24 protein-coding genes, 5 tRNA genes and 1 other annotated feature are annotated in these 22,758 nt (G+C 47.8%); of the genes, 23 read left to right on the forward strand and 6 right to left on the reverse strand.

Going from position 1 to position 22,758, the window contains the following annotated elements; translation table 11 throughout:
- Positions 1-36: 36 nt before the first annotated feature.
- On the forward strand, positions 37-372 hold the full coding sequence (locus MUG06_RS15095; protein ID WP_215845773.1) for a zinc ribbon domain-containing protein YjdM: 336 nt from the start codon (positions 37-39) through the stop codon (positions 370-372).
- Positions 373-407: 35 nt separating this feature from the next.
- Here MUG06_RS15095 and MUG06_RS15100 read toward each other — a convergent pair whose 3' ends face one another.
- Entirely contained in the window at positions 408-1,295 is an 888-nt protein-coding gene (locus MUG06_RS15100; protein ID WP_243079080.1) for a dihydrodipicolinate synthase family protein, read from the reverse strand.
- A 162-nt stretch (positions 1,296-1,457) separates the two neighbouring features.
- Between MUG06_RS15100 and tam the strand changes: the two genes are divergently transcribed.
- From tam to luxS, 15 genes are all read left to right on the forward strand, one after another.
- Complete coding sequence (tam, locus tag MUG06_RS15105) at positions 1,458-2,234, forward strand: trans-aconitate 2-methyltransferase (RefSeq protein WP_243079081.1); 777 nt, start codon at positions 1,458-1,460, stop codon at positions 2,232-2,234.
- Positions 2,235-2,337: 103 nt separating this feature from the next.
- Positions 2,338-2,832: a nicotinamide-nucleotide amidase gene (gene pncC, locus MUG06_RS15110; protein WP_243079082.1), complete on the forward strand. Its 495-nt coding sequence runs from the start codon at positions 2,338-2,340 to the stop codon at positions 2,830-2,832.
- A gap of 95 nt (positions 2,833-2,927) precedes the next feature.
- Complete coding sequence (recA, locus tag MUG06_RS15115) at positions 2,928-3,998, forward strand: recombinase RecA (protein ID WP_215845776.1); 1,071 nt, start codon at positions 2,928-2,930, stop codon at positions 3,996-3,998.
- A gap of 119 nt (positions 3,999-4,117) precedes the next feature.
- Positions 4,118-4,630, forward strand: coding sequence for a regulatory protein RecX (locus tag MUG06_RS15120; RefSeq protein ID WP_243079083.1), 513 nt, complete (start codon positions 4,118-4,120; stop codon positions 4,628-4,630).
- Between the two features lie 135 nt (positions 4,631-4,765).
- Positions 4,766-7,393, forward strand: coding sequence for an alanine--tRNA ligase (gene alaS / locus MUG06_RS15125; protein ID WP_243079084.1), 2,628 nt, complete (start codon positions 4,766-4,768; stop codon positions 7,391-7,393).
- Between the two features lie 248 nt (positions 7,394-7,641).
- Positions 7,642-7,827, forward strand: a complete 186-nt coding sequence (gene csrA / locus MUG06_RS15130) for a carbon storage regulator CsrA (RefSeq protein ID WP_008927091.1) — start codon at positions 7,642-7,644, stop codon at positions 7,825-7,827.
- Between the two features lie 283 nt (positions 7,828-8,110).
- Positions 8,111-8,203 (forward strand) — tRNA-Ser (locus tag MUG06_RS15135).
- Between the two features lie 8 nt (positions 8,204-8,211).
- Positions 8,212-8,288, forward strand: a tRNA-Arg gene (locus tag MUG06_RS15140).
- 80 nt (positions 8,289-8,368) lie between these two features.
- Positions 8,369-8,445, forward strand: a tRNA-Arg gene (locus MUG06_RS15145).
- A gap of 57 nt (positions 8,446-8,502) precedes the next feature.
- A tRNA-Arg gene (locus MUG06_RS15150) sits at positions 8,503-8,579 on the forward strand.
- Between the two features lie 59 nt (positions 8,580-8,638).
- Positions 8,639-8,715, forward strand: a tRNA-Arg gene (locus MUG06_RS15155).
- A gap of 336 nt (positions 8,716-9,051) precedes the next feature.
- Positions 9,052-9,618, forward strand: a complete 567-nt coding sequence (gene yqaB / locus MUG06_RS15160) for a fructose-1-phosphate/6-phosphogluconate phosphatase (RefSeq protein ID WP_243079085.1) — start codon at positions 9,052-9,054, stop codon at positions 9,616-9,618.
- Positions 9,615-10,043 (forward strand): YqaA family protein, encoded by a 429-nt coding sequence (locus MUG06_RS15165; protein WP_215845779.1) that lies wholly within the window; start codon positions 9,615-9,617, stop codon positions 10,041-10,043. The genes yqaB and MUG06_RS15165 overlap by 4 nt, the downstream gene beginning before the upstream one ends.
- A 31-nt stretch (positions 10,044-10,074) precedes the next feature.
- Positions 10,075-11,679, forward strand: a complete 1,605-nt coding sequence (gene gshA / locus MUG06_RS15170) for a glutamate--cysteine ligase (protein WP_215845780.1) — start codon at positions 10,075-10,077, stop codon at positions 11,677-11,679.
- Positions 11,680-11,831: 152 nt separating this feature from the next.
- On the forward strand, positions 11,832-12,347 hold the full coding sequence (gene luxS, locus MUG06_RS15175; RefSeq protein WP_215845781.1) for an S-ribosylhomocysteine lyase: 516 nt from the start codon (positions 11,832-11,834) through the stop codon (positions 12,345-12,347).
- Positions 12,348-12,402: 55 nt separating this feature from the next.
- Here luxS and MUG06_RS15180 read toward each other — a convergent pair whose 3' ends face one another.
- Together MUG06_RS15180 and MUG06_RS15185 are read right to left on the reverse strand one after the other, a co-directional pair.
- Complete coding sequence (locus tag MUG06_RS15180) at positions 12,403-13,686, reverse strand: HlyC/CorC family transporter (protein WP_243079086.1); 1,284 nt, start codon at positions 13,684-13,686, stop codon at positions 12,403-12,405.
- 16 nt (positions 13,687-13,702) lie between these two features.
- Positions 13,703-14,503, reverse strand: a complete 801-nt coding sequence (locus tag MUG06_RS15185) for an inner membrane protein YpjD (RefSeq protein ID WP_215845783.1) — start codon at positions 14,501-14,503, stop codon at positions 13,703-13,705.
- A 166-nt stretch (positions 14,504-14,669) separates the two neighbouring features.
- On the opposite strand from MUG06_RS15185, the gene ffh reads away from it, so the two are divergent.
- The 5 genes from ffh (at position 14,670) to rplS (ending at position 18,159) form a co-directional block, all read left to right on the forward strand.
- Positions 14,670-16,013 (forward strand): signal recognition particle protein, encoded by a 1,344-nt coding sequence (ffh, locus tag MUG06_RS15190; protein WP_243079087.1) that lies wholly within the window; start codon positions 14,670-14,672, stop codon positions 16,011-16,013.
- Positions 16,014-16,153: 140 nt separating this feature from the next.
- Positions 16,154-16,402: a 30S ribosomal protein S16 gene (gene rpsP / locus MUG06_RS15195; RefSeq protein ID WP_007893313.1), complete on the forward strand. Its 249-nt coding sequence runs from the start codon at positions 16,154-16,156 to the stop codon at positions 16,400-16,402.
- Positions 16,403-16,420: 18 nt separating this feature from the next.
- The gene (rimM, locus tag MUG06_RS15200; protein WP_215845785.1) at positions 16,421-16,969 is read left to right on the forward strand and encodes a ribosome maturation factor RimM; all 549 of its coding nucleotides are present in this window, start codon (positions 16,421-16,423) and stop codon (positions 16,967-16,969) included.
- Between the two features lie 35 nt (positions 16,970-17,004).
- Positions 17,005-17,769 (forward strand): tRNA (guanosine(37)-N1)-methyltransferase TrmD, encoded by a 765-nt coding sequence (gene trmD, locus MUG06_RS15205; RefSeq protein WP_215845786.1) that lies wholly within the window; start codon positions 17,005-17,007, stop codon positions 17,767-17,769.
- A 42-nt stretch (positions 17,770-17,811) separates the two neighbouring features.
- The gene (gene rplS / locus MUG06_RS15210; protein WP_003849035.1) at positions 17,812-18,159 is read left to right on the forward strand and encodes a 50S ribosomal protein L19; all 348 of its coding nucleotides are present in this window, start codon (positions 17,812-17,814) and stop codon (positions 18,157-18,159) included.
- Between the two features lie 133 nt (positions 18,160-18,292).
- Here the strand turns inward: rplS and MUG06_RS15215 are convergent, their stop codons facing one another.
- On the reverse strand, positions 18,293-18,826 hold the full coding sequence (locus MUG06_RS15215; protein ID WP_243079088.1) for a GNAT family N-acetyltransferase: 534 nt from the start codon (positions 18,824-18,826) through the stop codon (positions 18,293-18,295).
- 287 nt (positions 18,827-19,113) lie between these two features.
- Here MUG06_RS15215 and MUG06_RS15220 point away from each other — a divergent pair, with 287 nt between their 5' ends.
- Entirely contained in the window at positions 19,114-20,193 is a 1,080-nt protein-coding gene (locus MUG06_RS15220) for a 3-deoxy-7-phosphoheptulonate synthase (protein ID WP_243079089.1), read from the forward strand.
- Between the two features lie 6 nt (positions 20,194-20,199).
- Complete coding sequence (gene tyrA / locus MUG06_RS15225) at positions 20,200-21,321, forward strand: bifunctional chorismate mutase/prephenate dehydrogenase (protein ID WP_243079090.1); 1,122 nt, start codon at positions 20,200-20,202, stop codon at positions 21,319-21,321.
- A 31-nt stretch (positions 21,322-21,352) separates the two neighbouring features.
- On the opposite strand, the gene pheA is transcribed toward tyrA, so the two are convergent.
- Together pheA and MUG06_RS15235 are read right to left on the reverse strand one after the other, a co-directional pair.
- Positions 21,353-22,516 carry a bifunctional chorismate mutase/prephenate dehydratase gene (gene pheA / locus MUG06_RS15230; RefSeq protein ID WP_215845789.1) on the reverse strand — a complete coding sequence of 388 codons (1,164 nt, stop codon included), beginning with the start codon at positions 22,514-22,516 and terminating at the stop codon, positions 21,353-21,355.
- A gap of 22 nt (positions 22,517-22,538) precedes the next feature.
- Positions 22,539-22,663 (reverse strand) — a sequence feature (Phe leader region).
- Positions 22,615-22,662 carry a hypothetical protein gene (locus tag MUG06_RS15235; protein ID WP_193323348.1) on the reverse strand — a complete coding sequence of 16 codons (48 nt, stop codon included), beginning with the start codon at positions 22,660-22,662 and terminating at the stop codon, positions 22,615-22,617. It overlaps the preceding feature by 48 nt.
- Positions 22,664-22,758: the final 95 nt, after the last annotated feature.

Raw genomic sequence — 22,758 nt, forward strand, 5'->3', positions numbered from 1 at the left:
TTCATCTTTATTGCCTTAATGTTTTCAGGAGTTGTTATGTCTTTACCCGCTTGCCCCCTTTGTCACGCCGATTACACTTGGCAGGACGGTGATAATCTCAACTGCCCTTCGTGCGGACACGTATGGAGTCAAACTGAAGACCAAAGCAGTAATGATGAATTAGTGGTGCGAGATGCCAACGGAAATCTTCTTGCTGATGGTGATAGCGTTACTGTGATCAAGGATTTAAAAGTAAAAGGCAGCTCTGCGCCGCTTAAAATCGGCACCAAAGTGAAAGGAATTCGGTTGGTTGAAGGCGACCATAACATCGATTGTAAAATCGACGGGTTCGGACCAATGAAACTGAAATCAGAGTTTGTTAAAAAGAACTAAATTGAGTGGGCGCAGTTATGCGCCCGTTCAGATAGTCATTCAAACAGACGATCAATCGCAGCGCATTGCTCAATACTCAGCGCACCACCATAGTTTCGTGAGTGACTTGTCATCGAATCGAAACGGCGTGAAACCGCTGTTTTAATGGTTGTCACAAAATCATCCCCAACCGTATAAATCGCCATGAGTTTGCCAATACGTTGTTGGATACGTACCAGTTCGGTAAGATCACCGCTACGCCAAGCCTGTTTAGCGCTGGCAAAAAGTTCTGGCACTATGTTATTTAATCCAGAAATGACGCCGGAACCCCCCGCCAGTAGATTCGGTAACAAATATTCGTCATAGCCAGAAAGCACAGCAAAATCGCCGCGCACCTTTTTTGTTTCCTCTATCAAGGCTCGGTTGTGCGACAAACAGTCCACTGTATCCTTTATACCTACAAAATTGGGTAACTTTGATGCCAGCTCGCTGATCAATGCTGGTGTAAGATCGCAGCCTGTGCGGGCAGGGAAGTTATAAGCAAACCATTTTCCCTTTAACTGCTGATCAAGCGCTTCAAAGTAGTGCAATAGCTGATTCTGCGTCTGCCCATAATAGTAGGGCGGTAAGACCATTACCGCATCAAATCCGCTTTTCCAGGCTGCATCAGCCAACTCAACAATATCGGCCATGCAAGTGCTGGAGACATTAGCCACCATTTTTAGCGGAGAAAGTTGGCGAGCTTCACGAATCAAAAAAAGCCTTTCTTGCTGTGTTAATGAGGCAAATTCTCCAATACTTCCCATCAGTAATAGAGTATCGATTCCTGAGGCATTCAGGCGTGAAAAATGGCGGCCTAACGCCTCAATGTCTACAGCGCCTTTTTCATCAAAAGGGGTTACGGAAGGGCACCAGACGCCAGCAAATTCTGAAGGTGTAGTCACGATCTACTCCTGAATCAGGGTTATAAATGAAACGATGTTTTAATTTAATGAAGTAAAAAATTTCCTGCCAGCGCTCAATGCAAAAATGGAGTATGTATCGCACTTTTCATTTTTTAAGCATCTCGTTTTTGCGCGCATCAGCTGATAAGAGAGAGGTGAGCCGTGCACGATTGGAACCCAGAGCTATATCGCAAGTTTGAAGTAGAAAGAACCCGTCCTGCCAGAGAGTTACTGGCACAAATCAACGCAGATGAGGTTTCACAGGTTACCGATTTAGGTTGCGGCCCTGGAAACAGCACTGAACTACTTGTCGATTCTTGGCCTTTGGCTTTGGTTACGGGCATCGATACTTCTGAGGCGATGCTCGCTCAAGCGCGTATACGTTTACCGCAATGTGAGTTTTTCAATGCTGATATTGAGACCTGGCAGCCTGATGTGCCGCAGAACGTTATCTATGCTAATGCATCACTGCAATGGTTAAGCGAACACTCAACCTTATTACCGCATTTGGTTAAACAGCTTGCCGCTGGTGGTACTTTGGCGATTCAGATGCCAGACAATCTTAATGAACCTTCGCATCAATTGATGCGAAAAGTTGCCGAAAAAGCGCCCTGGAATTCCTTAATGAGTGCGCACGCTGTAGAGCGTAAGCAGTTGCTTACCAGCGATGATTATTATGATTTGCTGACCAAGGCAGGATGTGAGGTCAACATTTGGCGCACTACTTATTATCACGTTATGTCAGATGCTCAAGCTATTATCACATGGTTACAAGCGACGGGATTGCGCCCCTTTCTGCAACCGCTTAGTGAGACTCAGCGGGACGCGTTTCTTAAAGATTATCATGAGCAATTGAGCCGGGCTTATCCTAAGCGCGCTGATGGTCAAGTTTTGCTGGCCTTTCCACGACTTTTTATCGTAGCGATGAAAATACGTTAAACATTATGGGGAGCAGTGCGCAAATTGATTATTCCTTGAGCCGCTGCGCTTGAAAAAAAGGGTGCATTCCACCATTTTGCTAACAGCTAAACGGAGATAAGCGATGAATGATCAACAACTGCTAATACTGAGTACGCAAGTTGGGGAGCGATTAAAGCAAATTGGAGCAACAGTAACCTGTGCGGAATCATGCACTGGGGGGTGGATTGCCAAAGTATTAACAGACATCAGCGGTAGTTCAGCGTGGTTTGAGCGTGGGTTTGTTACCTACAGTAATGATGCGAAACAGCAACTTGTTGGTGTTAAGGCAGATTCATTGGCGCAGCATGGGGCGGTAAGTGAAGCTGTAGTGACTGAAATGGCTTTGGGCGCGCAACGTGAAGCACAGGCGGAGTTTGCGGTTTCGGTTAGCGGTATTGCTGGCCCGGACGGCGGCAGTGATGAAAAACCGGTCGGTACTGTCTGGTTTGGTTTTGCGGCGCCGCAAGGAAAAGTGAAGGCTTTTTGTCAGCATTTCTCTGGCGATCGTGAAGCCGTAAGACGCCAATCAGTGGCTTGGGCACTGCAAACGTTGTATAGCGAATTTCTGGTAAATTAAACTTGATACTGTATGACTATACAGTATAATTATCGGCAACAGAAAGAGAGCAGGCACCCAGAGTGCGTGTTTACCCGGCATGATTAGGAGTAGAAATGGCAATTGACGAAAACAAACAGAAGGCTTTAGCTGCCGCGCTGGGCCAGATTGAGAAGCAATTTGGTAAAGGCACTATCATGCGCCTGGGTGAAGACCGCTCAATGGACGTGGAAACCATCTCTACCGGTTCGCTTTCTCTGGATATCGCATTGGGTGCAGGCGGTTTACCGATGGGACGTATGGTGGAAATCTACGGACCAGAGTCATCAGGTAAAACGACGCTGACATTGCAGGTTATTGCCTCAGCACAGCGTAAAGGTAAAACCTGTGCCTTTATCGATGCAGAGCATGCACTGGATCCGGTTTACGCTAAAAAGCTTGGTGTCGATATTGATAACCTGCTGTGTTCTCAGCCAGATACAGGTGAGCAAGCGTTAGAGATCTGTGATGCGTTAGCACGTTCAGGTGCTGTTGACGTTATCATTGTTGACTCCGTTGCTGCACTGACACCAAAAGCGGAAATCGAAGGTGAAATCGGTGACTCACATATGGGCCTTGCAGCACGTATGATGAGCCAGGCGATGCGTAAGCTTGCTGGTAACCTTAAGCAGTCCAACACTCTGCTGATTTTCATCAACCAGATCCGTATGAAAATTGGTGTGATGTTCGGTAACCCGGAAACCACTACCGGTGGTAACGCACTGAAATTTTATGCTTCTGTTCGTCTGGACATCCGCCGTATTGGTGCGATTAAAGATGGCGACAACGTCGTCGGTAGTGAGACGCGCGTTAAAGTGGTTAAAAACAAAATCGCTGCGCCATTTAAACAGGCCGAATTCCAGATCATGTATGGCGAAGGCATTAACATCTTTGGCGAACTGGTCGATTTGGGCGTGAAGCATAAGCTGATTGAAAAAGCGGGTGCGTGGTACAGCTATAACGGCGATAAGATTGGTCAAGGTAAAGCGAATGCGGGTAACTTCTTGAAAGAGAATCCAGCAATCGCAAACGAAATCGATCAGAAACTGCGTGATATGCTGCTTAATAATAGCGGTGAATCTGCGCCAGCAACTGAGTCTGTTGATGACGCTGAAAACGTTGCGAGCGAAGCTAACGAAGATTTCTAATGCGTTTACGGGAGTGAAGAAATTCACTCCCGTTTGTTTTTCCTGCCTTTCTTTTCTTTATCTTCCATCTGCTTTGCTCTGCCGCCATAATTTCACTCCGTTTGTATAAGGTGAGCAGTATGTCTGAACAACCTCAACCACAAATCATCTCTTTTCCTCGTCTCCTCGATCGTGCGATGCGCGTACTTGGCATGCGCGATCACAGCCGTGAAGAGCTAAAACGCAAGCTGCAGCAGTCAGTACAGCGAACAGCCTACATGCAGCAAAAAACGCCCGAAACCATCACTGAAGAGCAAATGGAGAAGGTGCTGGATTGGTGTCAAGAGAATGGCTGGCTAAATGATGAGCGCTTTACTGAGCGCTTTATCCAAAGTCGTAGTCGCAAAGGTTATGGCCCGCAACGCATACGCATGGAGTTGACGCAAAAAGGAATCGATCGTGATGCCATTGATATAGCAATGGAGGAAACAAATATCGATTGGGCTGAGTGTGCTGCGCAACTGGCTGAGCGTAAATTTGGACTCCCCTTACCGAAAGAATGGAAAGAGAAGGCGAAAGTGCAGCGCTTTCTACAGTCGAAAGGCTTTTTATCAGAAGATATTCAATCCATTTTTAGAAATATTGATGGCTAAAAGCCGATGTAATTTTACTTCCCACTGAAGAAAATTTATCTTATTCCCACTTTTTTGTTCCTCTGAACATGTAAGCCGTACGGTTACGGCTTGCCTGAAGAGGCGGAACGTTCGTTAGCGTGATTCAGGATATTTATGAGCAAGAGCACTGCTGAGATCCGTCAAGCGTTTCTCGACTTTTTTAATAGCAAGGGACATCAGGTTGTAGACAGCAGCTCCCTCGTACCGAATAACGACCCAACGTTGCTGTTCACGAACGCTGGGATGAACCAGTTTAAAGATGTTTTCCTCGGTCAGGATAAACGTGATTATTCACGTGCAACGACGTCGCAGCGCTGCGTGCGTGCGGGTGGTAAACATAATGACCTTGAAAACGTGGGCTACACTGCGCGCCATCACACCTTCTTTGAGATGCTGGGTAACTTTAGTTTTGGTGACTATTTCAAAAAAGAAGCGATTGCGTTTGCCTGGGAACTGTTAACGAGCGAGCAGTGGTTCAAACTGCCGAAAGAGCGTTTATGGGTAACCATTTATGAGACCGATGATGAGGCTTACAGTATTTGGGCCAATGATATCGGCGTTCCTCATGAGCGTATAATCCGTATTGGCGATAATAAAGGTAGCGCTTACGCATCAGATAACTTCTGGCAAATGGGTGATACCGGTCCTTGCGGCCCATGCAGCGAGATTTTTTATGATCACGGTGATCATATTTGGGGCGGGCCGCCAGGCAGTGCTGAAGAAGATGGCGATCGCTACATTGAAATCTGGAACATCGTCTTTATGCAATTCAATCGGCAGGCTGACGGCACCATGTTGCCGCTGCCGAAACCCTCCGTTGATACGGGTATGGGACTGGAGCGCATCTCGGCGGTTCTTCAGCATGTTAATTCCAATTATGAAATCGATCTGTTCCAGAAATTGATTCAAGCAGTAGCAAAAGTCACCGGCGCAACCGATCTTAATAATAAATCTTTGCGTGTAATTGCTGACCATATCCGTTCTTGTGCTTTCCTGATCGCCGATGGCGTCATCCCGTCTAATGAAAACCGTGGCTATGTATTGCGCCGTATCATTCGTCGTGCCGTACGTCATGGAAACATGCTGGGTGCCAAAGATGCATTCTTCTACCAGCTTGTCGCACCATTGATTGAAGTGATGGGCACGGCGGGGGAAGAGCTGGCTCGTCAGCAGACACAGGTTGAAAACATTCTTAAAAGCGAAGAAGAGCAGTTTGCTAAGACGCTTGAGCGTGGATTAACGCTGTTGGATGAAGAGTTGGCAAAACTGCAAGGTGATACGCTTGATGGTGAAACAGTTTTCCGCCTGTATGACACCTTTGGCTTTCCGGCTGATCTTACTGCTGACGTCTGCCGTGAGCGCAATCTGAAAATTGATGAAGCCGGCTTCGAAAAGGCGATGGAACAGCAGCGCCAACGCGCTCGTGAAGCGAGCGGGTTTGGCTCAGATTACAGTAATGTGATTCGTATTGACGCAGCGTCCTCTTTTAAGGGTTACGACCATCTCGACTTAGCCGCGACTGTCAAAGCGCTTTATGTCGCTGGCGAAGCGGTTGAAGAAATTAGCGCTGGGCAAGATGCCGTTGTGGTTTTGGACGAAACACCTTTCTATGGTGAGTCTGGCGGCCAGGTAGGTGATACCGGAAAGCTGACAGGGAATAATGCTGAATTTAATGTTCACGATACACAAAAGTATGGTCAGGCTATTGGTCATATCGGTAAGCTGGCTTCAGGTCAGTTACGCGTAGGTGATCGTCTTCATGCCGAAGTGGATGCAGCGCGCCGTGCGCGAATTCGTCTGAATCACTCCGCGACGCACCTGTTACATGCAGCACTACGTCAGGTATTGGGCGACCATGTTGCTCAGAAAGGTTCGCTGGTAAATGACAAATATCTTCGTTTCGATTTTTCACATTTTGAAGCGATGAAACCGGATGAAATTCGTCAGGTAGAAGATATCGTTAACACCCAGATTCGACGTAACCTGCCAGTCGAAACTGAAGTCATGGATCTTGATGCTGCGAAAACTAAAGGCGCAATGGCGCTTTTTGGCGAGAAGTATGACCAGCGCGTTCGTGTACTGACGATGGGTGATTTCTCTGTTGAGCTTTGTGGTGGCACGCACGCAGCACGCACCGGAGATATCGGCCTGTTCCGTATTCAGGCTGAATCCGGAACAGCTGCAGGTATTCGTCGTATTGAGGCGATAACGGGCGAGGGCGCATTGGCTCAGGTCAATGCTCAAAGTACCCAGTTGCACGACATTGCACAGCTGGTAAAAGCGAATAGCAGCAACCTGAATGAAAAAGTCCGCGGTTTGGTTGATCATGTCCGCGCACTGGAAAAAGAGTTGCAGCAATTACGCGATCAGCAGGCGGCTCAGGAAAGTGCTTCACTGAGCAGCAATGCGATAAGCGTTAAAGGGACGAAGCTATTAGTAAGTGAACTCAGCAACGTAGAGCCAAAAATGCTGCGCACAATGGTTGATGACCTGAAGAATCAACTGGGGTCAGCGGTGATTGTGTTGGCTACAGTAGTCGAAGGGAAAGTATCTCTTATTGCCGGTGTTACCAAAGACTTAACCGATCGTGTAAAGGCTGGCGAACTTGTCGCAGAGTTAGCGCAGCAGGTAGGTGGTAAAGGTGGCGGTCGACCCGATATGGCGCAAGCTGGTGGTACTGATGCCGCAGCACTGAATGGTGCGTTGGCAGGCGTTGAAGCATGGGTTTCCAGCCGTTTGTAATGAAATAAAACAATGCATCGCAGCAAGCGTCAGAACGGTTGTTCCGGCGCTTTTTCATGCGATGTACAGTAGGTAATGACAAAGTCAGGTTGATGTAGTGTATTTCGGCTAAACTAACTATCAGCAGAATGTATTGGCGCATCGATCTACATTGGTGTAATTGTCATAGTCTATGTTCAGCGTTTAATGATGGATAATGCCGGGAGTCCGAACAGGCCCGACTCTTTTAATCTTTCAAGGAGCAAAGAATGCTTATTCTAACTCGTCGAGTTGGTGAAACCCTCATGATTGGTGATGAGGTGACCGTAACGGTGCTGGGTGTTAAAGGTAACCAGGTTCGTATCGGTGTTAATGCACCGAAAGAAGTGTCTGTGCATCGCGAAGAGATCTATCAGCGTATCCAGGCCGAAAAAACTCAGCAAACGAGCGTTTAACGGATTCAGCGTCTCGCATTTTGCGAGGCGCTACCGATTTCACCCCAATCCCTACCTTTTTCTTTATCCCAATATTCCCCTCTTTTTTAACTTCAGCATGCTTTCTTTGTTGATTATTCACTCTTTTTGCCGTCATTTTGCGCCAATTGCCTGTCATTTGTTCAATCGAACAAGCAGTGGGAAAAATTTGTTTGACTTATAAGTCCCAGAAAGTAATATGTGCGCCACGCAGTGCCGATGAGCAGTTGTAAAGTTCAGAAGCACAGTTCGGAAGAACGCGTTTGGTGAGGTGGCCGAGAGGCTGAAGGCGCTCCCCTGCTAAGGGAGTATGCGGTCAAAAGCTGCATCGAGGGTTCGAATCCCTCCCTCACCGCCATTTCCGATGCATCCATAGCTCAGCTGGATAGAGTACTCGGCTACGAACCGAGCGGTCGGAGGTTCGAATCCTCCTGGATGCACCATCGGAAATTTTAAAAGTGAATTAGCAGTTCCTTTCTTGGTGAGTAGTTAGCACCCTGCGTTGTACAAGAATTTAGTAAATGCATCCATAGCTCAGCTGGATAGAGTACTCGGCTACGAACCGAGCGGTCGGAGGTTCGAATCCTCCTGGATGCACCATTCTTCGTAACATTCCCAGGTTGATTTCTGAAAGTCCAATAAAAACGAATTACCCATGCATCCATAGCTCAGCTGGATAGAGTACTCGGCTACGAACCGAGCGGTCGGAGGTTCGAATCCTCCTGGATGCACCATTCGCTTTTTCGTTATACCCAATAATTATCTCCTTTCTGTTATACCTGTTTTTACCTATGCATCCGTAGCTCAGCTGGATAGAGTACTCGGCTACGAACCGAGCGGTCGGAGGTTCGAATCCTCCCGGATGCACCATATTCTTAATCTCTACCTCCATAACACGCTGCCACACCCGTCAACACTTCTTAAAGCAAAAATCTCTGCCTTAACCCTTCTGCAATTCAGTAAAACCAACAGCGTTGAGTTATTTCATAACGCACCCAAAATATTTCCCATGATGTTATACCCTCCTCAAATTGTTAAAAAATCTACAGTGATTCCACACGGTTATACGCCGTCCCGCCGGATCACCTTTTTCTGAAAAGAAAAATATCTAATGCTTTCAAAGCATTTGCTGTTCATCCCACCTGGCGACAACCTGCACACATTAAGCTAAAGTAATGGCTCATTTATTGAATGTCCGGAGTGACAATGTACGATCAATATGACGCCCTGATTTTCGATATGGACGGCACAATTCTTGACACCGAGCCGACACATCGAAAAGCGTGGCATCAGGTACTGGCACGCTACGGATTGTCGTTGGATGAAGCACGAATGGTGAGTTTCAATGGTGCGCCGACCTGGCAACTGGCACAGTTTATTATTGAAACAAATCAGTCAACTCATGATCCTCTTCTTCTCGCTGCTGAAAAAACAGCTGCCGTAAAAGCCATGCTGTTGGAAAACGTGCATCCACTTCCTTTAATGGACGTCGTCAAGGCTTATTATGGCCGTCGTCCCATGGCAGTTGGAACGGGCAGTGAGCACAGCATGGCAGAGGCTTTGCTAAACCAACTGGGTGTACGCGAGTTGTTTACAGCAGTGGTTGGTGCAGATGACGTGCAGCGCCACAAACCAGAACCGGATACTTTTTTACGATGCGCAGAACTCATGGGCGTAGCGCCGGAACGTTGTATTGTTTTCGAAGACGCTGATTTTGGCGTACAGGCAGCGAAAGCTGCAGGTATGGACGTGGTAGATGTTCGCTTACTGTGAGTGAAATCCTGGTTTACGCCTCTTTGTTTGGCAGCAGTTTTTTAAGCGCGACGCTTTTACCGGGAAGCTCTGAAGCACTGCTGATTGCTTTACTGATTGCTAAAAAAGCATCAGTTTATGGGTTGATTGTGGCCGCATCGTTGGGAAACACCTTGGGCGGCTTAACCAACATTCTTCTTGGTCGCTTACTGCCGCTAAAACGTCAGGGGCGATGGCATGACACAGCAATGACGTGGTTACACCGATTAGGGCCTGCAGCACTGCTATTCAGTTGGTTGCCGGTGGTAGGTGATCTGCTCTGCGTTCTCGCAGGCTGGTTACGTTTCGCCTGGCTCCCGGCAATGCTGTTTCTCGCCGTCGGTAAAACGCTGCGTTATATCGTTATCGCGACCGCCACATTACAGGGCATGCAATGGTGGCATTGATTCGCACAGATTCGAGGCTACGGTTAACATTATGCTGAACAAAAATAAATTATTCTCACAGCGGGAGGTTAATGTGATCCCGGACGTATCTAAAGCGCTGTCCTGGCTGGAAGCGCACCCTAATGCTTTAAAAGGCATTGGACGTGGTATCGAACGTGAAACATTACGATCAATGCCAAATGGTCATCTTGCTGAGAGCGGTCACCCGGAATCTCTGGGGTCTGCGCTTAAGCATGACTGGATTACCACCGATTTCGCAGAAACTCTGCTCGAATTTATCACGCCGGTTGATCACAGCATCGACCACATGCTGGCTTTTCTACGCGATATTCACCGCCATGTTGCGCGTGAGTTGGGCGAGGAGCGCATGTGGCCGTTCAGTATGCCTTGCGTGATTGAAGATGCAGATAAAATTGAGCTGGCGCAATACGGCAATTCCAACATTGGCCGGATGAAAACGCTCTACCGTGAAGGGCTGAAAAATCGCTACGGCGCGCTGATGCAAACCATCTCCGGCATTCATTACAACTTTTCACTGCCGCTGTCTTTCTGGCAGGAATGGGCCGATGTGAAGGATGTGGAAAGCGGTAAAGAAACCATTTCTGCTGGTTATCTGCGCCTGATTCGAAATTACTATCGCTTCGGATGGGTGATTCCTTATCTGTTTGGTGCATCACCTGCTGTCAGCTCCAGCTTTTTACAAGGGCGTGAAAGCGCGCTGCCATTCGAAACCAATGACGAAGGTATGTTGTGGCTGCCCTATGCAACGTCGCTTCGTCTGAGCGACCTTGGGTATACCAACAAATCTCAAAGTTCGTTGGGTATCACGTTCAATTCTCTGGACGGTTATGTATCGGCACTCAAGAAGGCGATCAAAACGCCATCAGAAGAGTTTGCAGAGATGGGCACCAAAGATGCAGAGGGTAACTGGCTTCAGCTTAATACCAATGTCCTGCAAATTGAGAACGAGCTCTATGCACCTATTCGTCCTAAGCGTGTTACGCGCTCTGGCGAAGCGCCATCTGATGCGCTGCTGCGTGGCGGCATTGAATACATTGAAGTCCGTTCACTTGATATCAATCCCTTCTCTGCAATTGGCGTTGATGAAAACCAGGTACGCTTCCTTGATCTGTTCCTGATTTGGTGCACGCTGGCAGATGCGCCTGAAATGAGCGCTGAAGAGCTGCAGTGCACTCGTCAAAACTGGAATCGTGTTGTATTGGAAGGGCGTAAGCCGGGCCAAAAAATTGCGGTAGGATGTGGTGAAGCGGAGCATTCGCTGCAAGAAGTGGGCAAAACATTGTTTGCAGATCTGCGTCGTGTCGCTGAGGTGTTAGACAGCAATCAGGGCAGCACGCAATATCAACAAGTTTGCGATCAACTGGTAGCATCGTTTGATGATCCTGAGCTAACCTATTCAGCGCGCATCCTTCACGCGATGAAGGATAATGGTTTGACCGGAACCGGTATAGCATTGGCAGAACAATATCGTCATTTGCTGTGTGAAGAATCTTTGGAAGTGTTAAGCGAAGAAGACTTCACGCGTCAGGCGCAAGAGTCTGTGTCTAAACAGCAGCAGCTTGAAGCGAATGATACGTTGGATCTGGAAACGTATCTGGCGAGCCGGGAAGGGTAGAAAAAGAAAAAGGCCACATCAATGTGGCCAAATTAACATCTCTGTTGTCAGGGATGATGATAACAAATGCGCGTCTTTCATATATTCAGACGTTGGGCGAACAGAAAAGTTTCATTGTTTTAAAAAAAATTCTCAGAACAGGAGGCGACGTAATGCCATTACTGGATAGTTTTACTGTTGATCACACCATCATGGCTGCGCCTGCAGTGCGTGTAGCGAAAACCATGAAGACGCCAAACGGCGATACAATTACTGTTTTCGACCTGCGTTTCTGCCGTCCTAACATTGAGATCCTGACTGAGCGTGGTATTCATACGCTTGAGCATCTTTTTGCAGGATTCATGCGCGATCACCTGAATGGTGACGGTGTCGAAATCGTTGATATCTCACCGATGGGTTGCCGTACTGGTTTCTATATGAGTCTGATCGGGACGCCAGATGAGCAACGCGTAGCGAAAGCGTGGAAAGAGGCGATGGAAGATGTTCTGAAGGTAAAAGATCAGAATCAGATCCCTGAACTCAACGAATATCAGTGTGGTAGCTACAAACTGCATTCATTAGATGAAGCGCAGCAAATTGCCCGCAACGTTCTGGCACATGATATCGGCGTTAATCACAACGAAGATCTGAAACTACCAAAAGAGAAATTGCAGGAACTGCACATCTAGTTTTGCGATTACCTGCCAAAAAACGCCGCATTTAGCGGCGTTTTTTATAGGCAATTTAGGAGCCGATGGAAGATTTCAATGGTGTCTTTGGTGTGATTTTTACCTGCTTCACCATATTGTCCTGCACATCCAGAATATCAATGTCGTAATGACCAATTTGAATGCGCGTCTTCATTTGTGGAATCTCTTCCAGCGCCTCAAGCAACATCCCATTAATGGTACGTGCTTCTTCTTCAGGTAGGTTCCAGTTAAAGGCTTTGTTGATTTCGCGCACATTGGCGCTTCCTTCAATCAAGACTGAACCATCGTTTTGTGGCATCACTTCTTCTGCAAGTGAAGGTGACATAGAGGTAGTGAAATCGCCAACGATCTCTTCAAGAATATCTTCGATAGTCACCAAACCTTTGATGTCACCATATTCATCAACCACCAAACCGGCTTTCTTCTTGTTGCGCTGAAATTTAACCAGCTGCACATTCAATGGTGTGCCTTCCGGTACATAATAGATTTCATCAGCAGCGCGTAGCAGCGTCTCTTTGTTGAACTCTTTCTCTGTCATCATGCGCCAGGCTTCGCGTACACGCAGCATGCCTACACAATCATCGAGCGAATCACGAAACAATACGATGCGTCCATGTGGCGAATGGCTGAGCTGGCGAGCCACGGATTTCCAGTCATCGTTGATATTAATGCCAACAATCTCATTACGCGGCACCATGATGTCGTCAACGCTGACTTTTTCCAGATCAAGCACCGAAAGAAGCATGTCCTGGTTACGGCGTGATATCAAATTACGTGACTCATAAACGATAGTGCGAAGCTCTTCTTTGCTTAGAGCGGAATTAATAGAACCATCGGTTTTCATCCCCACCATACGCATCAAAATACGCGTTATGGTGTTTAACAGCCAGACCAAGGGCAGCATGACATACTGCAATGGCCCAAGCAGTACGCTGCTAGGATAGGCCACTTTTTCTGGATAAAGTGCGGCGATGGTTTTAGGAAGGACTTCGGAAAATACCAAAACGACAAACGTGAGCACACCGGTAGCGATAGCGACACCGGCATCGCCATACAGGCGCATTCCAACTATGGTCGCTAAGGCCGACGCGAGGATATTAACCAGGTTATTGCCAATCAGCACCAGGCTAATCAGGCGATCGGGGCGTCGCAGTAACTTTTCAACGCGACGCGCTCCGCGATGCCCGCTTTTAGCTTGATGACGCAGCTTGTAGCGGTTAAGCGTCATCATGCCAGTTTCTGAACCTGAAAAATAAGCTGAAACCAGTACCATAATGATTAGCGTTACGATCAGCGTGGTGGTCGAAACATGTTCCAACGCAGGACTTCCTTAATTAATGTGAGGCAGAAGTGAGTAGGTGCTGTAAAACACGGCTGCCGAAGTAAGCCATGGTTAACAGCAACGCGCCGCCGCAGTTGAACCAGACTACGCGACGACCGCGCCAACCCTCATGATAGTGTCCCCAAAGCAGAACGATATAGACGAACCATGCAATGATGGAAAGTACTGCTTTATCAACATTCTCGGCACTGAACAGGTTATGCATATAAAACAAACCGGTACAAAGCACCAGTGTCAGCAGCACAACGCCCACTTGGGTAATATGAAACATCTTGCGCTCAATGGTAAGCAGCGGCGGCATATCTTGGGTAAACGCCAATTTTTTATTTTTTAACTGATAGTCAATCCAAGCCAGCTGCAGCGCGTAGAGGGCCGCGATAATGAGTGTGGCGTAGGCAAACAGCGACAGGCCGATGTGAATCATCATGCCCGGCGTGGTTTCAAGATGAGTAATGAACGCGTTGGGAACGAAGGTAGCAAAAGCCAGGTTGATCAGCGCAAAGCTGTAAACAATCGGTAACAACAGCCAGCCACGATTGCGTGAGGCGACAATCGTCATGATGGCGCAGATCAGTAAGCTGACTAGCGATCCAATGTTCAACAGGCTTAAGTTTTGTCCGCCATCGACGGCAAAAATGCGTTGCTGCAGAGCCACCGCGTGGGTAATCAGCGCCACACAGGCAGAAAGCACCGCCATCCGCCGCCAGCCACCGTTACGTTTTAACAAGCTGGGAATGATCAGTGCAAGGCTTAGGGAGTAGGCGAACAGCGCCACAATCGAGAAAACGGACATAGATCCTTTCGGGTATCAGTCAGATATAAGGAAAAAAGCAGTATAGCGCCAGCAGCAGTATGCTCCAAACGATCTGAGGGTCAATTGCAGAGATCGCTGATGCTTCGTGTTATAATCCGCCGCATTCTGCCGATCAGGCGCCTCGCGATTTTTTAAGTGAGAGAAAATGTTTGATAATTTAACCGATCGTTTATCGCAAAGCCTGCGTAATATCAGTGGCCGCGGAAGGCTGACCGAAGACAACATTAAAGACACGCTGCGTGAAGTTCGCATGGCGTTGCTCGAAGCTGACGTTGCACTGCCAGTTGTACGCGACTTTATCAGTCGCGTAAAAGAGAGTGCAGTAGGCCATGACGTCAATAAAAGCCTGACGCCAGGCCAAGAGTTCATCAAAATCGTCCGCAACGAACTGGTTGCAGCAATGGGGGCAGAGAATAATGCGCTTGATTTAGCTGCGCAGCCACCTGCTGTTGTGCTGATGGCCGGTTTACAAGGTGCGGGTAAAACGACCAGCGTCGGGAAACTGGGTAAGTTCCTGCGTGAAAAGCATAAAAAGAAAGTCCTGGTTGTTTCTGCTGACGTTTATCGTCCTGCAGCGATTAAACAGCTTGAGACTTTGGCTCAACAGGTTGGGGTTGATTTCTGCCCATCCGACGTGAGTCAGAAACCCGTCGACATTGTTAACAATGCGTTGAAAGAAGCCAAACTGAAGTTTTACGACGTGTTGCTGGTGGATACTGCCGGTCGTTTGCACGTTGATGAAGCGATGATGGACGAAATCAAACAGGTTCATGCCGCGATTAATCCGGTTGAAACGCTGTTTGTGGTTGATGCCATGACCGGCCAGGATGCGGCTAACACGGCTAAAGCATTTAACGAAGCATTGCCGCTGACAGGCGTTATTCTGACCAAAGTGGATGGTGATGCTCGCGGCGGTGCTGCGTTGTCAATTCGTCATATTACCGGCAAACCGATTAAGTTCATGGGTGTCGGTGAGAAGACCGAGGCACTGGAGCCTTTTTATCCAGAACGTATCGCATCACGTATTCTCGGCATGGGCGACGTGCTGTCGCTGATTGAAGATATCGAGAGTAAAGTTGACCGCGAGCAAGCTGAAAAGCTGGCGAAAAAATTAAAAACCGGTGACGGTTTCGATTTAAACGATTTTCTTGAGCAGTTGAAGCAGATGCGCAACATGGGCGGCATGGCTAGTCTGATGGGCAAACTGCCAGATAACGTTAAATCGCAAATGGACGACAAAGTGCTGGTGCGCATGGAAGCCATCATTAATTCAATGACGCGCAAAGAGCGCGAAAAGCCGGAACTCATTAAAGGGTCGCGTAAACGTCGTATTGCGACCGGTTCAGGCATGCAGGTGCAGGACGTTAACCGCTTACTTAAGCAGTTTGATGATATGCAGCGCATGATGAAGAAAATGAAGAAAGGTGGCATGGCAAAAATGATGCGCGGTATGAAAGGCATGATGCCGCCAGGTTTCCCGGGACGTTAATCGTTCCACAAAAAAGCCCGAAAGAAACGCTATTAGGTTGCTTTTTTCGCCAAAATGAGTAAAATTTTCGGGCTTTTTATACAGCACCCGGACTCCATTCCCCGATGGAGCCGGGTGTTTTATTAACTGAAGAGGATGTTATGGTAACAATTCGTTTGGCACGTCACGGCGCTAAAAAGCGTCCGTTCTATCAGGTCGTCGTTACTGACAGCCGTAATGCACGCAACGGTCGCTTCATCGAGCGCGTAGGTTTCTTCAACCCGATCGCTTCTGGTCAGGCTGAAGGTCTGCGTCTGGACCTGGATCGCATCGAGCACTGGGTTGGCCAGGGCGCTACGCTTTCTGATCGCGTTAACGCGCTGATCAAAGAAGCAAAGAAAGCAGCTTAATCTGTCACGGTGGTGAGCATGAGCAAACAACTTGCCGCACAGCCTCCCGTTAATCCCATTGTTTTGGGTAAAATGGGGGCCGCATACGGCATCCGCGGTTGGCTCAAAGTGTTTTCCTCCACTGAAGACGCTGAAAGCATCTTCGACTACCAACCTTGGTTTATCCAGCGTGCCGGTAAATGGCATCAGGTTGAGCTAGAGGGTTGGAAGCACCACAATCAGGACCTGATTATCAAAGTCAAAGGCTTCGATGATCGGGATGCGGCGGCTCAATTAACCAATTGCGAAATCAAGGTTGATTCGACGCAGTTGCCAGCGCTGGATAACGGTGACTATTACTGGAAAGACCTTATGGGTTGCCAGGTTGTTAACCTTGAAGGCTACGAGTTGGGCAAAGTCATTGATTTGATGGAAACCGGCTCGAACGACGTACTCGTTGTTAAGGCAAACCTGAAAGATGCGTTCGGTGCTCAGGAGCGGTTGATTCCGTTTCTTGATGAACAGGTTATCAAGAAAGTCGATCTCACTACTGGCCTCATCGAAGTAGATTGGGATCCTGGTTTTTGATCTCCGAATCACAGGGTAACGTAACGGCGAATACAATGTGGATTGGTGTTATTAGCCTGTTTCCAGAAATGTTTCGCGCTATTACCGATTACGGGGTAACTGGCCGGGCAGTAAAAAATGGCCTGCTTAGTATTCAAAGCTGGAGTCCGCGTGACTTCGCGCTTGACCGGCACCGCACCGTGGATGATCGTCCTTATGGCGGCGGACCGGGAATGTTAATGATGGTACAACCTTTACGGGATGCCATCTCCGCAGCGAAAGCAGCGGCGGGAGACGGGGCTAAGGTGATATATCTTTCACCTCAGGGGCGCAAACTCGACCAACAGGGCGTTTGTGAGTTAGCGACGCAGAACAAGTTAATTCTGGTCTGTGGTCGTTATGAAGGGATTGATGAGCGCGTAATCCAAACCGAAATTGATGAAGAATGGTCAATCGGCGATTACGTACTCAGTGGCGGAGAATTACCAGCCATGACGTTGATTGACTCAGTTGCCCGGTTTATTCCTGGTGTGCTGGGTAAGCAAGCGTCAGCCGATGAGGATTCGTTCTCGGATGGTTTGCTGGATTGTCCACACTACACCCGACCTGAAGTGTTAGAAGGCAAGGATGTTCCGGCAGTTTTACTGTCAGGCAACCATGCCGATATTCGCCGTTGGCGCCTGAAACAGTCGCTAGGCCGTACCTGGCTAAGAAGACCTGAACTTCTGGAAAACCTGGCTCTGACTGAAGAGCAAGCAAGGTTGCTAAAGGAATTCAAACGTGAATTTCAGCAGCAGCAAAACGATGATGTGGAAGAGTGATCTTCCCCGACTATCAGTTTACCCAGGATAAGAGATTTAATTATGAGCAACATTATTAAGCAAATTGAACAAGAGCAGATGAAACAGGACGTACCTTCTTTCCGTCCGGGTGATTCCGTGGAAGTGAAAGTATGGGTCGTTGAAGGTTCTAAGAAACGTCTGCAGGCATTCGAGGGCGTGGTTATCGCTATTCGTAACCGCGGTCTGCACTCTGCATTCACTGTTCGCAAAATTTCTAACGGCGAAGGCGTTGAGCGTGTTTTCCAAACTCACTCACCAGTAATTGACAGCATCGCTGTTAAACGTCGTGGCGCTGTGCGTAAAGCCAAACTGTACTACCTGCGTGAGCGTACTGGTAAGTCTGCTCGTATCAAAGAGCGTCTTAACTAAGGTATCGCTAGCGCGACATCTAAAAGTTAATAGCAAACAAGGGGTTGGCGAAATGCCAGCCCCTTTTTTTATTATAATGAGGGAAAAATACCTGCGGACACAATGTCATCATCACGCCAGAATCTCTGTGAGCTTATTTCTGTGGCCGATGAAAATGATAAATCGCGGTATTAACCGGACCGCTGTCTAAAATGATCAACCCGTAGCGGTAATCAACAAAACGCCCTCCGCATTTTTCTGCCACTCTCCTGCTCGCTGTATTGGCCTCTGCTGCCAGGATCTCTATCGTTTTAATAGCAGGACGTTCAAATCCAAACTTAAGCAGTTGGTTTACCGCCTGGCTGGCAATGCCTTTTCCTTGGACATCGCTGCGAACCCAATATCCCAATGCACTAAAGTCACCTTGAAAACGTGAAAAGCGAATACCTGCGCCACCTAATAGCCGATCTTGCTCATCTACAATGGCAAATTCATGCGCTTCACCTGTTGCTCTTTGCAAGTGAGTAAAGTTGATCCAGCTGGCTGCTTCTTTTTCCTCATAATTTTCATGTGCCCAGACCATCCATGGAAGCAAAGTGTCGAGCGATTTATTGACTGCGGCAGTGAAGGCAGAAATATCCTCTAGGGTGAATGGACGTAATGTAATAGAAGCGAAATGAGCGGTCATATGAAATTACTGAATTAAGCAGAAAGTGACGTCAGATTAACACAGGTCACTTAAGCGCCCATGTTCAGCATTGTACTGATAACTTTACAGTGTTGAGAGTGCGGGTTAAACGCAACGTAACTATAAGTTATTTATTTTAAAGTAATTAAATTATTTATTAGGCGTTATTTTTATTGATAGTAATTAAAAATGTACAGACTAATTGCAAGGCGTACTCTTTATGATACAGTGTGCGACATCCTCTTAGAGGATCCCTTGACCGCATAAACGAGAAAAGGATCGTAATCATGCAAAAAGACGCGCTGAATAATGTGCATATCGCAGATGAACAAATATTGATCACGCCAGAAGAGTTAAAGGCGAAATTCCCACTGAATGCCCAGCAACAAGAGCAGGTTGCTGCATCTCGCCAGACGATTTCTGACATTATCGCAGGCCGCGATCCGCGTCTTTTGGTGGTGTGTGGCCCATGTTCAATTCACGATACAGAAGCTGCACTTGATTACGCTCGCCGTCTGCAAACCCTTTCTGAACAGTTGAAGGATCAGCTGTACCTCGTTATGCGCGTCTATTTTGAAAAACCTCGTACGACCGTAGGTTGGAAAGGTTTGATCAACGATCCTTATATGGACAATTCGTTTGATATGGAAGGGGGCTTACACATTGCACGTAAGCTGTTAGTGAATTTAGTGGAAATGGGTCTGCCATTGGCCACTGAAGCCCTTGATCCTAACAGTCCACAATATTTAGGCGATCTGTTCAGCTGGTCGGCGATTGGTGCTCGTACGACTGAATCGCAAACTCACCGTGAAATGGCATCAGGTCTTTCAATGCCGGTTGGTTTTAAAAACGGAACAGATGGTAGTCTTGGCACGGCCATCAATGCAATGCGCGCAGCTGCAATGCCACATCGTTTTGTCGGTATCAATCAGTCTGGTCAAGTTTGCTTGCTGCAAACTCAAGGCAATCCAGACGGTCACGTCATTCTCCGTGGTGGAAAAACGCCAAATTACGGGCCAGAAGATGTTGCACAATGCGAAAAAGAGATGCTCAAGGCGGGACTGCGTCCAGCCTTAATGATAGATTGCAGCCATGGTAATTCTAATAAAGACTTCCGTCGCCAGCCTGGGGTAGCTGAGTCAGCTGTCGCCCAGATCAAAGATGGTAACCGTTCGATTATTGGTTTGATGTTGGAGAGCCATATCAATGAAGGGAGCCAATCTTCTGAGCAACCACGCAGTGAAATGAAATATGGCGTTTCCGTCACTGATGCCTGCATCAATTGGGAAGTCACTGAAGTTTTGCTACGTGATATGCATCAGGATCTGCAAGGAGTGCTGTCGGCGCGTCTGTCACACGAGGTGTAATGAGCAATGGTTGCTGAACTGACCGCGTTACGCGATCAAATAGATAATGTAGACAAGGCGCTGCTCGATCTGCTGGCAAAGCGGCTTGAACTGGTCGCTGAGGTAGGCGAAGTCAAAAGCCGTTATGGCTTGCCTATTTATGTGCCAGAACGTGAAGCTTCAATGCTGGCGTCGCGCCGTAAGGAAGCGGAAGCGTTGGGTGTGCCGCCTGATCTTATCGAAGATGTGCTGCGCCGCGTAATGCGTGAATCCTACACCAGCGAAAATGACAAAGGTTTCAAAACGCTTTGTCCTGAATTGCGTCCAGTGGTGATCGTTGGCGGAAATGGCCAGATGGGCAGGCTATTTGAAAAGATGCTGACCCTGTCAGGTTATACCGTAAAAATACTCGATAAAGCGGATTGGGAGCAGGCTGAATCGCTGCTAAGCGATGCCGGCATGGTGATTATCAGTGTTCCGATTCATTTAACTGAACAAGTCATAGCGCAGCTGCCGCAGCTGCCTGATGACTGCATTTTGGTTGATTTAGCTTCAGTGAAAAATCGCCCGCTTCAGGCGATGCTGGCCGCGCATGGAGGACCGGTGCTGGGGTTGCATCCGATGTTTGGACCTGACAGCGGTAGCCTTGCGAAACAGGTTGTGGTTTGGTGTGATGGCCGTCAACCTGAAGCGTATCAATGGTTTTTGGAACAAATGCAGGTGTGGGGGGCTCGCTTACATCGTATTAGCGCTGTAGAGCATGATCAAAACATGGCGTTCATACAGGCGCTTCGGCATTTCGCGACCTTTGCTTATGGTCTGCATTTAGCTGAAGAAAACGTTAATCTCGATCAGTTATTGGCGCTGTCGTCGCCAATCTACCGGTTGGAACTAGCGATGGTTGGACGCTTGTTTGCCCAAGATCCGCAGCTGTATGCTGACATTATTATGTCTTCAGAAAGTAATTTGGCACTGATAAAACGTTATTATCAACGCTTTGGCGAAGCGATTACCTTGCTGGAGCAGGGTGATAAGCAAGCCTTCATCAACAGTTTTAATCGGGTCGAGCACTGGTTTGGCGACCATGCCAAACGCTTCCTGGTGGAAAGCCGCAGCTTATTACGTTCGGCGAACGACAGCCGGCAGTAAATAAAAAGGCATCCCGTTGGATGCCTTTCTTTTATTCGCCAGGTTCAACCGGCACGATATTTTCGCCTGGATAACATCCCAATACCTTCAGCGATCGCGTCATCGTTTTCAATTCTTGTAATGCCTGCTGCATTTTTTCCGACTGCAAATTTGCCTGCACATCAATGTAAAACATCTCTTCCCACGGATTTCCATTGATAGGACGTGACTCAAGTTTACTCATGATCAGGTTGTGTTGTCGCAAGACTAACAGGGCATCAACCAGCGCACCTGCTTGCTGTCCTGTTGCCATGATGAGTGTGGTTTTCGCGGGAACCTGATCAGAAACGTCGATCGGTTTACGAGCCAGAACAATGAAACGCGTCTGGTTTTGTTGCTGATTCGCCAGATTTCGTTCAAGAACCTGTAACTGATAAAGCTCTCCGCCAGCCTCACTGCCTAAGGCTGCAACTTTAGGTGAATTGAGTGCGGCGACTTTCTCCATCGCTGCTGCGGTACTTTCGGTGTACTCAATTTTCCAATGTGGAAAACGATTAATAAACTGGCTACATTGCTGGAAAGGCTGGGGATGACTATAGACCGTTTCAATCTGCTGAAGATCGGTGGTGCCATTGATCAACACGCAATGATCGATGGGCAAAGTCAGTTCGCCCACAATCGACAAACTTGTTTGCTGAAGCAAATCGTAAACATCATTGATCGAACCCGAACTGGTATTTTCTATCGGCAATACCGCGTAATCGGCTAAGCCATTTTCAACGTGTTTAATAATGTCATGAAACTTAAGACAGCCGCTTTCAACCATATTGTCAAAATGGCGCGCTGCGTATTTACGTGCAGCAAGGTGAGAATAGGAACCTTTTGGACCTAAAAAAGCAATGCGGGCAGCCTGCGCATGAGGATGGTTCAGATTCTTTTGCAGGAGCGCCTGTTGAGTTAATACAGAATCCTCAATCACTAACTGGAAAAGCCGTGTGATGTAGTGTGCATCCAAATGGTGTTTCTTGCCCAGTACGATCAAATGCTCCAGCAAAGCGCGTTCGCGTTCTACATCACGAATAGGGCGATGGGTTTCAAGTTTAGCCTGTGCAACCTCAACGGCCAGCGAACGGCGTTCTGCTAAAAGAGTCAGTAGTTTTTCATCGACCGCGCTGATTCTGTCGCGCAACGCCAGTAATGGATTATCGGGATTCATAGAGATCACCTGTAAGCTGTCCAATAAAAAAGCCTCCCTGTTGGGAGGCTTTGTTGTTCGTCTTCGCTTTCGTTTTCACACGACGAATTGCCTCCCAATTAGGGGAAGGTAAAAAAGAAAGCGAAGAAAAACAGAGGTTGTTTCATGATTAATTCCACAAAAATAGTGAACTGAGAGTAACCGTACTGATTTGAAGCTGTCAATAAAAAACGCGCCCGTAGGCGCGTTAAACTTGTCGTTGA

Source organism: Pantoea sp. MQR6, assembly GCF_022761075.1.
Taxonomy (GTDB): Bacteria; Pseudomonadota; Gammaproteobacteria; order Enterobacterales; family Enterobacteriaceae; genus Pantoea; species Pantoea phytostimulans.